Raw genomic sequence first — 14925 nt, forward strand, 5'->3', positions numbered from 1 at the left:
GACGCACCGTCCGGCCTCGCGGTGACCGACGGGGATCAGTCCCGCAGCAGATCCGGTACGCCCGCCCCGTCCGGCGCGTCACCCGCCGCCGAGACCACCGTGAGCTGCTGTGTGGCCCGGGTCAGCGCCACGTACAGCACCCGGAGCCCGGCCGGTGACTCGTCCGCGATCTCGGCGGGCGAGACGACCACCGTCGCGTCGTACTCCAGGCCCTTGGCCTCCAGGCTGCCGAGCGCCACCACCCGGTCGCCGAGTTCGGCCAGCCACTTCCTGGCCTGCTCGCGCCGGTTCATGGCGACGACCACACCCACCGTGCCGTCGACCCGCTCCAGCAGCCGCCCGGCCTCCTCCCGTACGGTCCGGGCCAGGTCCCCGTCGCGTACGACGGCGAACCGCGGCTCGACCCCCGTGGAACGGACCGCCGACGGCGACTCCATCCCCGGCATGGCCAGCGCCAGCACCTTCGCCGCGAGCTCGGCGATCTCCGCCGGGTTGCGGTAGTTGACGGTCAGCGTGAAGTGGCGGCGCGGGCGGGCGCCGAGCGCCTCGTCGCGGGCATCGGCCGCCTCGTCCGGGGTCGACCAGGACGACTGGGCCGCGTCCCCGACGATCGTCCAGGTCGCCTGCCTGCCGCGGCGGCCGACCATCCGCCACTGCATGGGCGTGAGGTCCTGCGCCTCGTCGACGATGACATGGGCGTACTCGGTGCGCTCCTGCGCCAGCCGCTCGGCCCGCTCCCACTGGGTCTCCTCGCGGTGCGGCATCAGCTCCTCCAGGCCGGTGAGCTGGTCGAGCGGGTCGTACTCGCGCTTCTTCCGGGGCCGGTGCGGGGTGCCGAGCAGGGTCTGCAGCTCGTCCAGGAGCGCCACGTCGTGCACGGAGAGCGCCTCCCGCTTGAGGGCGCGGGCCAGCTTGCGCACCTCGCCCTGGTTGAGCACCCGGCGGGCCCAGCGGCCCAGCCTGCGCTCGTCGGCCATCGCGGCGAGCACCCCGCGCGGGGTCAGCTCGGGCCACCAGGCGTCCAGGAACTCCAGGAAGCTGTCCTCGTTCGACACGTCGTCGTCGAAGGTGGAGCGCAGCTCGGCGGCCAGTTCGGGGTCCGTGTAGCGCCCGCGGCCGTTGGACTTCGCCCACAGCGCGTCGAGCACCAGCCGCCGGGCGCGCGGGCGCAGCAGGTTGACGGGGGCAGTGCCGCCGAGGACGTTGTGGCGGATGCGCCGGAGCTCGTCGCCGTCCAGTTCGAGGCGCCCGCCGAAGGCGACGACGCGCAGCCGGTCCGGAGTACCACCGCGTGTCCCGTCCTGGGACGACTCCTGATCCGAACCCTGATCCGACTTCTGATCCGACTTCTGATCCGACGGGGACTCGCCGAAGGCCAGCTGCTCGCCCTCCTGGGCGCCGCCACGGCTCCTGCCCCGGGCCGGGCGGCCCGAGCTGCCCTCCAGGGCCCCACGGGCCGCTCTGCGCAGCACCTGGAGCATCCGGGAGGAGCCCTTGATGCGGGCGACGGCCGGCTCGTCGTACGCCGTCGCCTCCGCGCCGTCCACCAGCGAGCCGACCGCCCGGATCGCGACCTGTCCCTCCTCGCCGAGCGAGGGCAGCACGCCCTCGGTGTACGCCACGAGCAGCGGCGTCGGCGAGACGATCAGGATGCCGCCCGCGTACCGGCGGCGGTCCTGGTAGAGCAGGTACGCGGCCCGGTGCAGCGCGACGGCCGTCTTGCCGGTGCCGGGCCCGCCCGACACCTCGGTGACCGACGCGGCGGGCGCCCGGATCACCAGGTCCTGTTCGGCCTGGATGGACGAGACGATGTCCCGCATGGTGTGGCTGCGGGCCTGCCCGAGGGCGGCCATCAGCGCGCCGTCCCCGACGACGGCCAGTTCCGTGCCGCCCAGGGCCGCGGTCAGCTCGGGGCGCATCAGGTCGTCCTCGACGCCGAGGACCTTGCGGCCCTTGGACCGGATCACCCTGCGGCGCACCACCCGGCCCGGGTCGACGGGCGTCGAGCGGTAGAAGGGCGCCGCCGCGGGGGCCCGCCAGTCGATGACCAGCGGGGAGTAGTCGGAGTCCAGCACGCCGATCCGGCCGATGTGCAGGGTCTCCGCGATGTCGGCGGTGTTGTCGGGCCGTACGGCGTCCTCGGCGGGCTCCACGGCGGTGTACGCGCCGTCCGGGCCCTTCTTGCCGTCCTTGCCCAGGAGCAGGTCGACGCGGCCGAAGAGGAAGTCCTCGAACTCGTTGTTGAGGCGGTTGAGGTGGATGCCCGCCCGGAAGACCTGGGCGTCCCGCTCGGCGAGCGCACCGGGCGTACCGACCTGGCCGCGCTGGGCGGCGTCGTTCATGAGGAATTCAGCCTCGTGGATCTTCTCCTCAAGGCGGCGGTACACCTGGTCCAGGTGCTCCTGCTCGATCGCGATCTCGCGGTCTCTGACCGAGTCGACAGCGGCATCCTGCGCGGCCACTGAGGCCCCCTTCTTGCATGCATTGGGCGACCGTCAACCCTATGCGAAGGCGGAGCTTATGTCAGGCGGCGTTCAGCGGGTGTTCAGGGGGGTTGGGGAGAGCCCCCTGAAGTCCGCGGGGCAGGGAGCCGCCGGAGCACCCCGGAAGTCCGCCGCGGAGGGGTGGCCGCGGCGAGCGGGCCCCGGGCCCCCTCGGCAGCGGGCCCCCCTCCGCGGCGGGCCACCGGCGAACCTCAGGTGCGGGCCGCGACGGCCGCCCTGCGCCGGTGTCTGGCGACCCGCTCCCGGTTGCCGCAGACCTCGCTGGAGCACCAGCGGCGGCGGTGCCCCCGTGAGGTGTCCAGATAGAGCCGACGGCAGTTGTCGCCCTCGCACTGGCGCAGCAGGGCGCGGGCCGCGGGGTCGGTGAGCAGGTCGACGGCGTCGCGGGCGACGACGGCCAGCAGGGCGGCCGGACCGGGAACCGCGGCCAGCTCCCCGACGAGCCTGCCACCCGCGCCGCGCACGGCCCGCAGGACCGGAGGCGCGACCGCCGCGCGGGCGTTGACCTCGGCCAGGGCTCTCTCCGCCACGCGTCCGCCAACCTCGGCCCGTATCAACTCCGCGATGTGGCAGCGGAGTTCGATGAAAGCGGCCACCCAGTCGGCGTCCGGCACCGGCAGCGGCGTACCGGCCGGGACCAGCCCGGAACCGGTGAGCCAGGCGGCCAGTCGCCGCCCGCAGTCGAGTTGTTCGACGGCTTCCGACTCCGTCGCCAACAGGTCCAGGCAGATGCGCCCTGAATCGAACCGCAACTCGTACGCGTGCGTACCCATACCCCTTACAGTGCCCGGCCGCACGCCGCCCCGTAACCCCCTGTCGGCCGCGCTCAGTTCCCGTCGTGCAGGATCCGCTGGAAGAGCCGGTGGTCGCGCCACTCGCCGTTGATGTGCAGATAGCGAGGGGCGACACCGTACGGCTCGAAGCCGCACCTGGTGAGGACCCGCTGCGAGGCCACGTTGTCGAGCAGCGTTCCGGCCTCGACGCGGTGCAGCCCGAGCTCGTCCCGCGCGACCCGGCACATCTCCTCCACGGCGCCGGACGCGACACCGCGGCCCGTGCAGCCGGCGTCCACCCAGTAGCCGAGGGTGGCACTGCGGAACGGTCCGAGGGCGATGCTGTTGAGCGTGATGGTGCCCACGAGGCGCCCGCTCGTGGTCTCCTCCATCACCCACGGCAGCACCCGCCCGGCGTCCCGGTCGGCCAGCGTGCTCCGCAGCCGGTCCAGCTGGCCCGCACCCGTGAAGAAGGACTCTGGCCTGTCCGGCTCCCAGGGCCGCAGATGTTCGCGGTTGCGGCGGTAGGCGGCGGCGAGCGGCTCGGCGTCGGACAGCGCGGCCGAGCGCAGGAGTATGCCGTCGATCATCATTTCTGCACGGTAACCCGGGGCCGGACGTACCGTGATCCGACGGCCGCTGAAACGGACCGTGCTGTCGGCCGCCCCGGAGCCCCCGGCCCCACGATGCGCGGACCGCCCTACCCCACGTGCGCCCCCGGCTCCAGCTCCAGCCGGTAGCCCCGTTTGACGACCGTCCGGATCAGCTCCGGCGAGCCGAGGGCCGTACGCAGCCGGGTCATCGCCGTCTCCACGGCGTGTTCGTCGCGGCCCGCCCCGGGCAGCGCCGTCAGCAGCTCCGCGCGGGACACCACCCGGCCCGGCCGGCGGGCGAGCGTACGCAGCAGGGCCATGCCCGCCGGGGACACCGGGCGCAGGGTGTCGTCCACCAGGACCGCCTGGCCACGGATCTGGACCCGATGGCCCGCCACGGGCAACACCGGTGCTCCGGCGGGGAGTTGCTCGCAGAGGAGCTGGACCATCGGGGCCAGCCTGAAGCGTTCCGGCTGGAGCGTGCCGACCCCCTCGGCCTGAAGGGGCCGCGCGGTGACCGGGCCCACGCAGAGGGCCAGGACGTCCCGGCCGAGCGCGGCCAGCAGTTCCGTACGCAGTCCCCGCACCTCCGCACGGGCCAGCAGCGAGACGGCCGCGGGCGCGCTGGTGAAGGTCAGGGCGTCGACGGAACGGGCGAGCGTGTCGTCCAGCAGACGGTCGAGCGGGCCGATGTCCTCGGGCGCCACCCACCGGTACACCGGTACGCCGACGACCTCGGCGCCCGCCGCCCGCAGCGCGTCCACGAACCCCGGCACCGGTTCGCCGTGCAGCTGGATCGCGATCCGCCGGCCGTCGACGCCCTCGGCGAGCAGCCGGTCCAGCACCTCCGCCATCGACTCGGACGCGGGCGACCAGGTCTCGGTCAGTCCGGCGGCCCGGATCGCGCCCTTGACCTTGGGGCCGCGGGCGAGGATCTCCGTCCCGCGCAGCAGGTCGACGAGCGCCCCGGCGGGGCCCCAGCCGTCCGCGGCCTCGATCCACCCGCGGAACCCGATGGCGGTGGTCGCGACGACGACATCGGGCGGATCGGCGGTCAACTCGGCGGTGGCCGACCGGAGTTCGCTGTCGTCGGCCAGCGGTACGGTGCGCAGCGCGGGCGCGTGCCGGACCGTAGCGCCACGCCGCTGGAGCAGCGCGACGAGCTCTTCGGCCCGCCGGGCGGCGGTCACGCCGACGGTGAATCCGGCAAGGGGGCCGGGCCGGGGTGGTGCGGTGTCCTGCATGGTCGGCGAGTCTCCCAGGAACGCGTGACGGGTGCGGCCCGACAGTAATTCCTGAGTAATTCCTGGGTGTTACGCCCGCGTGTCACCCGGTTCCGCAGGGGGAGCCGCGCCCGCGAACCCCCTGCGTGGCGGGAGCCGCGCCCCGGAACCCCCTGCGTGCCGACGGGATCTACGCCCGTGTCTCCCCCGGCGCCGCCCGCCGCCCGCCCGGCCACCGTCCGGTGCGCCGGTCCGCGCGCCCCGCGCCGTCGGGCCAGAGCCGGGGTCGGCGCCCGGCCGCCAGGTCCTCGATCCAGCCCACCGCCAGCACCGTCAGGCCGATCAGCGGCCAGACCGCCACGAACATCCAGACGTTGTACGTCGTGGTCAGCAGGGTGTCGAACCGGTCCTCGACGAACGGGATGTTGTACAGCTGGTCGATCAGCGGCACGGTGGCCATGATCAGCGCGTTGTGCCAGAGGTAGACGGTCACCGCGCGGTTGTTGGTCAGCGTGATCACCCGGTCGAACTTCGCCAGTCCGGCGGGCAGTTGATGCCAGGAGGGCGAGTACGCGAGGAGCAGCGCGCAGGCGCCCAGCGACCAGGTGGCCTGCGCGAGCGGGATGTCGTTGAGGTCCCAGCCGTCCGGGCCGAGGTGGCCGGACGCCCACCAGAGGCCGAAGCCCATCACCGGGACCGCACAGGACACCAGGAAGTACCGCGGGACCTTCCGGAGCAGTCCGTCCTGGTGGGCGAAGCCCAGGATCCAGCAGGAGCCGTAGACCGCGAAGTCCGTGAGCGCCAGGCCGAATTCGCCGGGGACCGTCACCAGTCCGGTACCCACCACCGCGGTCAGCGCGAGAGGCGCGAACAGCGTCGGCCACGGGAGCCTGCGGAACGCCTTGAGCAGCAGCGGCGAGAGCAGTACGAACCAGAGGTAGGCGCGCAGGTACCAGAGCGGCCCCACCGCCTGGTCCGGCCAGCTCTGTTCCAGCCAGCCGGACGCGGAGCCGAGCGAGTCCGGGTACGGCGGGGCGCCGACCGGTACGACGTAGAGGAGCACCTTCGTGACGGAGGGCCGCCACCCGGCGTACACCATCATCCCGACCATCAGCGCGCCGAACGCCCACATCGGCGGCAGCAGCCGGCGGACCCGGCCACGGATGACGCCCCACGCGGGGCGGGCCAGTGAGCGGGCCATGAGCGAGCCGGCGAGCGCGAACATCACGCCCATGGACGGGAAGACGACGGACAGCCAGGCCCAGCCGAAGAGGTGGTAGAAGACCACCCGGACCAGGGCCGTGGTGCGCAGCAGGTCGAGATAACGGTCGCGGCCCGGCGGACGGGTCGGAGGGCGGTTCGGAGCGGGCGGACCCGGCGGGGCCGGGGTGGCTGCTGGGGTGGTGGCTGCGGTAGTGGCCCCGGCGCCGTCCGGAGAAGCGCCCGGCGTCGTGCCCGGCGTGATGCCCGGCGTGGTGGTGGCGGTCATCGGACGGGCCTCCGGTCGTCGTTGCTGTCGCTGCGGCCACTTCGGTCGCCGCCGTCACCATCGTCGCCGCTGTCACAGGCCTCCCCGACCCGCTGCCCACCGCGGCGGCGCGGGGCGGGCACGGCTCCCGGCGCCTCGACCACCCCCGTACGGCGAAGTTTCTGCCAGCGCAGCCGTCCCCCGGTGAGCGCCGTGATCCAGGACTGCAGCAGCACGGTGTACATCAGCTGCCGGTAGAGGATCTGCTGGAGCGGGAGCGACACCAGGTGGCGCAGCCGTTCCCGGTCCAGCCGGAAGGCGTACGCGGCGCACCCGCCCTGGAGGGCGAGCACCGCGAACCAGGCGAGGACGGTCTTCTGGGTCGGCCCGAAGATCAGCCCGTACAGCAGGAAGACATCGATGAGCGGGGCCAGCAGCGGCGCCAGGACCATGAAGAGGGCCACCAGCGGCAGCCCGACCCGGCCGAACCGTCCCGACGGGCCGCGCTCGACGAAGGCGCGGCGGTGCTTCCAGATCGCCTGCATCGTCCCGTACGACCAGCGGTAGCGCTGTGACCAGAGCTGCTGCACGGTCGCGGGCGCCTCGGTCCAGGCGCGGGCGTTCTCCGCGTAGACCACGCGCCAGCCACCGCGGTGCAGGGCCATCGTGACGTCGGTGTCCTCGGCGAGGGTGTCGTCGCTCATCCCGCCGACGGCGGCCAGCGCCTCGCGGCGGAAGGCACCGACGGCGCCGGGGATCGTGGGCATGCAGCGCAGTACGTCGTACATGCGGCGGTCGAGGTTGAAGCCCATCACGTACTCGATGTGCTGCCAGGCGCCGATGAGGCTGTCCTTGTTGCCGACCTTGGCGTTGCCCGCGACCGCGCCGACCCGTGGGTCCCCGAAGGGCTGCACCAGTTCGCCGACGGTGGACGGTTCGAAGACGGTGTCGCCGTCCATCATCACGACGAGTTCGTACCGGGCGTGCGCGATACCGGTGTCGAGGGCGGCCGGCTTGCCGGAATTGCGCTGGCGCACCACCCGCACACCGGGCAGCCGCATCGCCTCGACCAGGTCAGCGGTGCCGTCCGTCGAGCCGTCGTCGATGACGATGACCTCCACCGGGTGCTCGCTCGCCATCAGCGAACGGACGGTGTTGGCGATGCATTCCCGCTCGTTGTACGCCGGTACGAGGACGGAGACCGGTTCGGTGACCGGTGGCCCCCAGCGGAAGTCCGGGGCGCGCACCCGGCGGGCGTGTACGAAGGACAGCACCAGCATCAGTCCGAAGCGGGCGAAGACCAGGACGCCGACCACGGCGAGGCAGACGATCAGCACCCCGGTGGCGTCGTCGGAGAGACCGACGGCGAAGACGAACGCCTTGCCGCGCCACAGCTCGGGCCCGCTGACCGGGGTCTGCGCGGACGGTGCGCCCAGCGCGTCGGTGAGGCTGGCGAACTCGTAGCCCCGGTGCTGGAGTTCGGGCAGGTAGCGGCCGAGCGCGGCGACGGTCTGCGCCCGGTTCCCGCCCGAGTCGTGCATGAGCACGATCGCGCCCCTGCCGCCCACGGGCGTGGCGTTGCGCAGGATCGTGGGGACGCCGGGCCGCTGCCAGTCCTCGCTGTCGACGGAGTCGAGCACGGTGATGTAGCCACGGCTGCCGATGTACTTCACGACCGGCCAGTTCTTGTCGTCGAGCGCGTCCGCGAACGACGAGTAGGGCGGCCGGAAGAGCGAGGAGCGGATACCGGCCGCGCCCGCGAGGGCAAGCTGTGTCTGGGAGAGCTCCCAGTCGATCCGGGTCCTGGACTGGTACGAGAGGTCGGGGTGGTTGAAGGTGTGCACGCCCACCTCGTGCCCCTCGTCGACCATGCGTCTGACCAGGCCGGGATAGCGGGAGGCCATGGTGCCGGTGACGAAGAAGACCGCGTGGGCGTGGTACTTCTTCAGCTCGTCGAGGACCTTCGGGGTCCACTCGGGGTCGGGTCCGTCGTCGAAGGTCAGGACGATCTTGTGGTCCGGGATCCGCAGGCTGGTGGGCCCGCCCGGGGCGCGGGCGTCGATGACCGGCCCGCCGCCGAGGATGCGCCCGGGGACCTGGTCGGTCGCGGCCGGGGGGCGGACCCGGTGGTCGGCGACGATCTCGCTGTGCACGTAGCCGCGTACGACCAGCATGCCGAAGAGCGCGACGAGCAGCAGCAGCGGCAGGAGATAGCGCATGGGCACCCTGCGCCGGACGGTTCTCATCTTCTACGGGGCGCCTTCTGCGGAGTCGGACTGCGCCGGAGCGGGCGCGGTCGCGCTGTCGGAGGGGGTGGGACCGGCCGAGGGGGGTGGCACCGCGGTGCCACCGGTCGGCGGTCCCGGGGTCCCGGCCGGGACCTCGGTCCCGTCACCGGGGACACGGGAGGGGGGCTGGACGGGCCTTCCGGGAGCCGCCGCCACGCGCAGCTGCTTCGACCTGGCGGCGCCGACGCCGACCGCCACACCGCGCGACACGGCGGCCCTCGCCTTCGGCACTCCCGCGTACGCGCCCTCCGCGGGTACGGGAACGTGCCCGCCTCCCACGACCGGTGCCGGGGCGACCGGCGCCCGGGGCACCTCGGGCCCGGCCGGGATCCGCACCCTGTCGGCCTTCTTCCCGGCGGCCGGGCCCGGGATCGACAGCCAGGGTGCGGTGGAACTGCCGCCGACGACCGTGCTGAGCAGCAGCACCGCGTAACAGGCGCAGCCGAGGGCGACGAGCCAGCCGATACGGCGGTACTTCCGGCTTCTGCGCCCGCTCACGTCGACGAAGACGGGGCCGTCGGCAGCGTCGGCGAGCGTGCTCCCCTCGCGGGCACGGTCTTCACGGGCACGGTCTTCGCGGGCACGGTCTTCGCGGGCACGGCCTTCGCAGGCACGGTCTTCGCAGGCACGTTCCGGCGGACCGGGCAATTCCCGCCCCGCGCCGTCCCGTTGAACCGTCACGTCGGGCAGCTCACGCAGCTCATGCAACTCACGCAGCTCATCCAGCTGCCCGAAACGGGCACCATCTCGCCATTTATCCACCGTTGCACACACATCCCGCCCGAGGCCGATTCACCTACGCGTCATTGACCGGACGGATTCCGCCGGGCCCAGGGCGTGTTCGAGAAATCTCCACGCGGGCCCGAGGGCGCTCTACCCTCTGCGTCCGGTGGGCGAATCTAGCGCAATTTCAAGCCACCTCAGGACAGATGTTCACAGTTGCTCATATCGACCCCTGATCTGCCCGCACATCGCCATGTCCACAGCAGGGAGCCAAGAGCCAGGGGGCATCTCCAGCCATCCGTGACCTGCCACTGCCTCGTCGATCGCCGCATGAAGGGCACTGAGCCCCGGGTGTCGCAAGGACTTTCGCCAGACGAGGGAAACCGGCGACAGCGGTACGGGATCCACCACCGGCCGCAGCACCATGCCCGGAACGCCGATGAACTCGGTGCTCGCCAGGACCGACCAGCGCCGTTTGCGGATCACTCGCGCGAACTCCTCCGGTCCGTCGATCTCCGGGAAGGGTTCGGCCAGTTCGATGCCCCGGCCCGCGAACAGCCGTACCGCCAGATCGGTCCACTCGGCCGTGGCCGGGTTTCCCGCCGCCGCGTAGAGGCTCTCCCCCGCCAGCGCGGCCAGCGGTACCTCCTCCAGGGCCGCGAGCCGGTGATCGCCGGGCAGCAGGACCGCTATGCGCTCGAACCGGACCGGCCGGTGGTCGAGTACGTCGAGCAGTTCGGGCGGCAGCCCGGCGACCCGCCCGGCCGAGACGTCGAGTCGGCCTGCCGCGATCTCCGCCGCCGCGCCCGTGAGTCCGCTGTGGAACCGGGCCACGAACTCGACGTCGGGCGCGCTCTCCCGGGCCCGCTGAAGCAGGCGGTGGGCGGTGCTGACCGGGGCGCCGACGTCGAAGAGGAGCGGGCGGTCGTCGCGCGCCCAGGCCACCGCCAGCTCGTCGTACGCCGCGAGCACGCGCCGGGCGTACGGCAGCAGCCGCACGCCGTCGGCCGTGAGCGAGACCTGGCGGGTGGTCCGTACGAACAACTCGGCCCCCAGTTCCCGCTCCACCCGTCGGATGTCCCGGCTCAACGACTGCTGCGCGACGTAGAGACGGGCGGCGGCACGGGTGAAGTGCAGATCCTCGGCGACAGCCACGAAGGCCCGCAGCAGACGGGGGTCCAGGTGCCGAGGGTCGTGCGCCCGGGAATCACGGGACCGGGAATCACGGGACCAGGAGTCATGAGGCCGGGGACCACGAGGCGGGGGATCGTGGGGCGGGGGATCGTGGGGCGGGGGCATCCGGTGAACTTACAACGCAGCCGCGTCAATCGCCCCGGAACAAGTGTTGGACCCCGTGACGGCGGCGCAGCCAGGCTGGGGCCATGCCGCACGAGTCCCGCTCGGGGATACCCACGCCCGCCACCACCACCGTCCCGCCGCCCACCACCGACCCGCCCAGCACCGGCACCACGTCCGGCACCGGCACCACCGCCAACCCCCCAGGACCTGTCCGGCCGATCCTTGCCGGGTCCGGAACGCCTGGCACTTCCCCAAGTTCTCGGCTCCGCTCGAACAGGGGAGACCCCATTCCTCGCCGCGTTGCCGAAACGCCCACAGGAAACCACCCTGCGGACCCTTCGGCGCCTTGCGATGCACCGCACCAGACGCCCCGGACTGATCCGACAAGACCGACCGGACAGGTCCTCACCCCCTACCGCCGCCTTCTCACCACCCCCGGCGCCCGCGCCTTCACCGCGGGCAACCTCGTCGCCCGGCTGCCCAGCGGGATGTTCGGCGTCAGCGCCGTGATCATGATCGCCGGGGCGCGCGGCTCGTACGCCCTCGCCGGCGCCGTCACCGCCACCGGGCTGGCCGCCACGGCGCTCGTCGGCCCCTGGACGGCCCGGCTCATCGACCGGTACGGCCAGAGCAGGATCGCCGTACCCGCGGCGCTCACCGCGGCTCTCGGCTCTCTCGCGCTGCTGCTGTGCGTGCACTTCGACGCACCGGACTGGACGCTCTTCGCCGCCTACGCGGCCACCGCGACCACCCCCAACACCGGCGGGATGTCCCGGGCCCGCTGGGCTCATCTGCACCGCGACGACCCGGCCGCCCTGCACACGGCCAACTCCTTCGAACAGGCCGCCGACGAGCTCTGCTTCATGCTCGGCCCGGTGGTGGCGGCCTTCCTCTGCTCGGCGCTCTTCCCCGAGGCCGGGACGCTGGTCGGGGCGTTCCTGCTCGTCACCGGCGTCCTGGTCTTCGCCGCCCAGCGCGCCACCGAACCGCCCGCCACGCCCCGGACCACCAGGACCCGCTCACCGGTCCGCCACCCCGGCTTCCCCGCACTGCTCGCGGTCTTCCTCGCCACCGGTGCGGTGTTCGGCGCCATGGAGGTCACCACGATCGCCTTCGCCGACGCCCACGGACACCGCTCGGCCTCGGGCGTCGTACTCGCACTCCAGGCGGCGGGTTCCGGTGCTGCGGGACTGCTGTACGGGGCGGTGCCTCCGGCGCGGAACGTGCAACGGCGCCTGCTCTGCTGCCTGGCCGCCATGACCGTACTGATGACGGGCCCCCTCGTCGCGGCCTGGGCCACCGGCTCACTGCTCGTCCTCGCGGGCTCACTCCTGTTCGCGGGCGCGGCCACCGCACCGACCATGGTCACCGGCATGACGCTGGTCCAACGCCTCACCCCGGCAGGGCAGTTGAACGAAGGCATGACACTCGCCGTGACCGCGATCCTCGGCGGCATCGCCGCGGGCTCGGCCACCGCGGGCTGGGTCGTGGAACATACGGGCGCCGTCTCCGGTTACGCCGTGCCCACCTCGGCCGCCGCCCTCGCCCTGCTGCTGTGCGCGGCAACTCACCGTTCCCGGCGGGGATGAACCCGGAAACGCCACCGGCCCGAAAGTCCGGAAAAGGCCTTGAGCCCCCTGCCTGGAAGGGCTACGGCCGGGCCCGGTACCCTGCATCGTTCATCACTACAGGGGAGGGCCTCATGGCCGTACGCAAGGCGACCATCCAAGAGCAGATCAACGCGGCTATCGCTCAAGCCAATCCGGGCGACCGCACACATGTGTCCATCCAGGCCATCGCGGGCCCGAACCCGATGCTGATGAGCATGCTGGGGATCATAGGCCAGTCGTTCCTCACGTATTACTTCGTGACGGTGACCGACCAGGCCGTACTGATCCACAAGGCCAGCCGCATGAGCAACCGCCCGCAGGAGATCGTGCACGCCCTGCCGCCGGCCGAGGCCATGCGCGCGGTCAGCGACATCAGGCGCGGCAGCCTGTGGAGCTCGTTCCGCCTCCAGCTCCCGAACAGCGCCAAGCCGGTCAAGATGAACGTGCACCGCATCTGGCGCAAGGAAATGGACCAGCTCCTCGGCATGCTGACCGGCTACCAGCCCTCCTCGACCTTGGCATAGGCCACAGGGCGGCCCCCAGGGGCTTGCGGGTCAGCGGTTGACCGACTGGATCTCCTGGACGTTCAGGTCCTGAGTGGCCTCGAAGGTCCCGTCCGGGAGATCCCCCTTGGTGCCGCCGGACCCCTCCCAGGAGATCCGCCACGTCACCGACGCCTTCAGCCGGTACGGCGCGCCGTCGGTCGCCCGCAGGTAGGTGACACCACACGGCGGAGTCCTGGCCGAATCACCCTTCTTGTACGGGGCGCCGATGCTGCCGTCACCGTTGATCCCGCAGTCGCCCGACGCGGGGTACGTCTCCGCGTCCGTGGTACCCGGCTCCAGATGCAGAGCGACCGGCTTCGCTGTGGTCTCCGCCCACACTCCGGTACCCGGCAGCTCGGCGCGCACCTTGACGTCCTGGAACTTCGCCCGGTCCAGCCACACCCAGGTGGGCAGATTGACGGTGGACTTGCCCTGGGGCTTCAACTGAACCTTGGTTTCAGGGACGTTGATCCTGTCGTAGGCGTAGGCCGCGAGGACATCAGGGGTCGGGGCGTGCGGGTCGTCGGGGAGCGTGTTGGCGTCCTGCCAGAACAAGGTCCGCTCGCAGTCGTAGGACCAGGCGTCCTGCGCCACATCCTGATTGATGACCCCACGCCAGAACTTCCCGTCCTTGCCTATGTTGTAGTTCTTGTAGCTCGTCTCGCCGGAGCCTGAGGACTTGCCCTTCTCATAGTTGTTGACCATCAGCTCCTCCCCCCAACTGAGGGTGGGAGTAACGGGCACCAGAGGCCCGCCCTTCTTGAGCCGGTCCACGCCGGCCTTCAACTCCTCGGGGGTCGCGACCGGTTCGTACCAACAAGCTGGCGGCTTCCAGTTGGGATCCACCGCGGTGAGGGGCTTGGGCGACTTACCGGGGGCGCCGCCGGAGACCTGCGTGACCTTGATGCTGGTAGCACCGGCTGAGGCCATCAGGGTGTTCCCCGAGGTGCCTCCGTGAGGGCCGTTGGCAGAAGGAGGCTTCTGAGGCTGCTGATCATGCCCGCCGCCGACTGCATACGCCGTGGAAGAAGCGACGGGCAGAGAGAGGACGGAAGCGACGAGCGAGATGCATGCCTTCATCACCGGGCGCATCAGCCGCACGCCCCACGGACGGTCTCCAAGGAGATCGTCTTCCACACACCCTGCGCGGTTCTGTCCAGCAGGGTGCGGTACTGGAGCGTCGGGCTGACACCGTCAGGAGTGCCCGTGACCTTATTGGTCTTGCGGTTCTTCGTGTACGCCTTGCCTTCGTCCACACAGTAGAAGAGCACACCTGAACCAGTGCTGTTGATATGGACTTGAGGAGCGTAGACCCTGACCTTGCCGACCAGGCTGTCGTCAGTCGCGACATAGCTCTTGATCCACTTCTTGGCAGACGCCAGCGACCCGCCCGAGTTGTAGAACGCCACCCCGCCGGAATCAGGCTGTGCGTCGATGATCGCCGCGTACTCCGACTTCAGCTGCTCCGCCCCGTCATTCATGATCGCCTGAAGCTTCGGGTCACTGTTGGTCCAGCCCTCGAAGTTGGTCTGGAAATCCTTCGGGAACGCGACCTGCGGCCGCTTTACCCCACCGGGCGCGGCCGAAGCAGACGCACTCGCCGAAGCCTTCCCGCTGCTGCCGTCCGCCCCCTTGATCTTGTCCGAGGCCGAGCTGTCGCCTCCGCCGGAGGAGCCGCAGGCGGTCAGAAGGACGGCGGTGGACGCCGTGATCGCGGCCGTCACGAGCCAGGTGGAGCGGTTCACTCTGGATACTCCCGATGTTGATCGTGGGGGTGGTGGCACAGACCGGCCAACGCTATCCGTGATCACGGGGTGACACCAGGGCAGCCTGAAAGCCCCGACCGGGTCCAGGCGCACAAAAACCGTCGGCCCGTCGTATGAACGACGGGCCGACGGT

The 14925-nt window shown here is 71.7% G+C and carries 12 protein-coding genes; 2 read left to right on the forward strand and 10 right to left on the reverse strand.

Translation table 11 applies throughout. The features are described 5' to 3' along the window. Nucleotides 1-35: 35 nt before the first annotated feature. From OG709_RS12990 to OG709_RS13025, 8 genes are all read right to left on the reverse strand, one after another. Complete coding sequence (locus tag OG709_RS12990; RefSeq protein ID WP_329166152.1) at nt 36-2462, reverse strand: HelD family protein; 2427 nt, start codon at nt 2460-2462, stop codon at nt 36-38. Between the two features lie 233 nt (nt 2463-2695). Further along, the gene (locus OG709_RS12995; RefSeq protein ID WP_326694787.1) at nt 2696-3277 is read right to left on the reverse strand and encodes a CGNR zinc finger domain-containing protein; all 582 of its coding nucleotides are present in this window, start codon (nt 3275-3277) and stop codon (nt 2696-2698) included. Between the two features lie 53 nt (nt 3278-3330). Then, nucleotides 3331-3870 carry a GNAT family N-acetyltransferase gene (locus OG709_RS13000; protein ID WP_329166154.1) on the reverse strand — a complete coding sequence of 180 codons (540 nt, stop codon included), beginning with the start codon at nt 3868-3870 and terminating at the stop codon, nt 3331-3333. 107 nt (nt 3871-3977) lie between these two features. After that, nucleotides 3978-5114: a uroporphyrinogen-III synthase gene (locus tag OG709_RS13005; RefSeq protein WP_329166156.1), complete on the reverse strand. Its 1137-nt coding sequence runs from the start codon at nt 5112-5114 to the stop codon at nt 3978-3980. A gap of 169 nt (nt 5115-5283) precedes the next feature. Next, on the reverse strand, nt 5284-6582 hold the full coding sequence (locus OG709_RS13010) for an acyltransferase family protein (protein ID WP_329166158.1): 1299 nt from the start codon (nt 6580-6582) through the stop codon (nt 5284-5286). Then, a complete protein-coding gene (locus OG709_RS13015; protein ID WP_326695624.1) occupies nt 6579-8780 on the reverse strand; it encodes a glycosyltransferase in 2202 nt (733 codons plus the stop codon). Before OG709_RS13015 ends, OG709_RS13010 begins: the two co-directional genes overlap by 4 nt. Before the next feature lie 30 nt (nt 8781-8810). Further along, nucleotides 8811-9557, reverse strand: a complete 747-nt coding sequence (locus OG709_RS13020; RefSeq protein ID WP_329166160.1) for a hypothetical protein — start codon at nt 9555-9557, stop codon at nt 8811-8813. Between the two features lie 225 nt (nt 9558-9782). After that, complete coding sequence (locus OG709_RS13025; RefSeq protein WP_443068535.1) at nt 9783-10871, reverse strand: LysR family transcriptional regulator; 1089 nt, start codon at nt 10869-10871, stop codon at nt 9783-9785. 287 nt (nt 10872-11158) lie between these two features. Here OG709_RS13025 and OG709_RS13030 point away from each other — a divergent pair, with 287 nt between their 5' ends. Together OG709_RS13030 and OG709_RS13035 are read left to right on the forward strand one after the other, a co-directional pair. Further along, the gene (locus tag OG709_RS13030; RefSeq protein WP_443068574.1) at nt 11159-12460 is read left to right on the forward strand and encodes an MFS transporter; all 1302 of its coding nucleotides are present in this window, start codon (nt 11159-11161) and stop codon (nt 12458-12460) included. A gap of 113 nt (nt 12461-12573) precedes the next feature. Beyond that, a complete protein-coding gene (locus tag OG709_RS13035) occupies nt 12574-13005 on the forward strand; it encodes a hypothetical protein (protein WP_250298765.1) in 432 nt (143 codons plus the stop codon). A 30-nt stretch (nt 13006-13035) separates the two neighbouring features. Here the strand turns inward: OG709_RS13035 and OG709_RS13040 are convergent, their stop codons facing one another. Together OG709_RS13040 and OG709_RS13045 are read right to left on the reverse strand one after the other, a co-directional pair. Next, nucleotides 13036-14118 carry a hypothetical protein gene (locus tag OG709_RS13040; protein WP_329169110.1) on the reverse strand — a complete coding sequence of 361 codons (1083 nt, stop codon included), beginning with the start codon at nt 14116-14118 and terminating at the stop codon, nt 13036-13038. Next, nucleotides 14118-14771, reverse strand: coding sequence for a hypothetical protein (locus OG709_RS13045; RefSeq protein ID WP_329166162.1), 654 nt, complete (start codon nt 14769-14771; stop codon nt 14118-14120). The genes OG709_RS13040 and OG709_RS13045 overlap by 1 nt, the downstream gene beginning before the upstream one ends. Nucleotides 14772-14925: the final 154 nt, after the last annotated feature.

Origin of the sequence: Streptomyces sp. NBC_01267, assembly GCF_036241575.1 — a bacterium.
Classification (GTDB): domain Bacteria; phylum Actinomycetota; class Actinomycetes; order Streptomycetales; family Streptomycetaceae; genus Streptomyces.

What these genes read in the sequence shown, in the direction of transcription:
- OG709_RS13015 (WP_326695624.1), bottom strand. Translation starts at nt 8,780, where the DNA reads ATGCGCTATCTCCTGCCGCTGCTGCTGCTCGTCGCGCTCTTCGGCATG.
- OG709_RS13040 (WP_329169110.1), bottom strand. Translation starts at nt 14,118, where the DNA reads ATGCGCCCGGTGATGAAGGCATGCATCTCGCTCGTCGCTTCCGTCCTC.
- OG709_RS13010 (WP_329166158.1), bottom strand. Translation starts at nt 6,582, where the DNA reads ATGACCGCCACCACCACGCCGGGCATCACGCCGGGCACGACGCCGGGC.
- OG709_RS13005 (WP_329166156.1), bottom strand. Translation starts at nt 5,114, where the DNA reads ATGCAGGACACCGCACCACCCCGGCCCGGCCCCCTTGCCGGATTCACC.
- OG709_RS13025 (WP_443068535.1), bottom strand. Translation starts at nt 10,871, where the DNA reads ATGCCCCCGCCCCACGATCCCCCGCCCCACGATCCCCCGCCTCGTGGT.
- OG709_RS13035 (WP_250298765.1), top strand. Translation starts at nt 12,574, where the DNA reads ATGGCCGTACGCAAGGCGACCATCCAAGAGCAGATCAACGCGGCTATC.
- OG709_RS12995 (WP_326694787.1), bottom strand. Translation starts at nt 3,277, where the DNA reads ATGGGTACGCACGCGTACGAGTTGCGGTTCGATTCAGGGCGCATCTGC.
- OG709_RS13000 (WP_329166154.1), bottom strand. Translation starts at nt 3,870, where the DNA reads ATGATGATCGACGGCATACTCCTGCGCTCGGCCGCGCTGTCCGACGCC.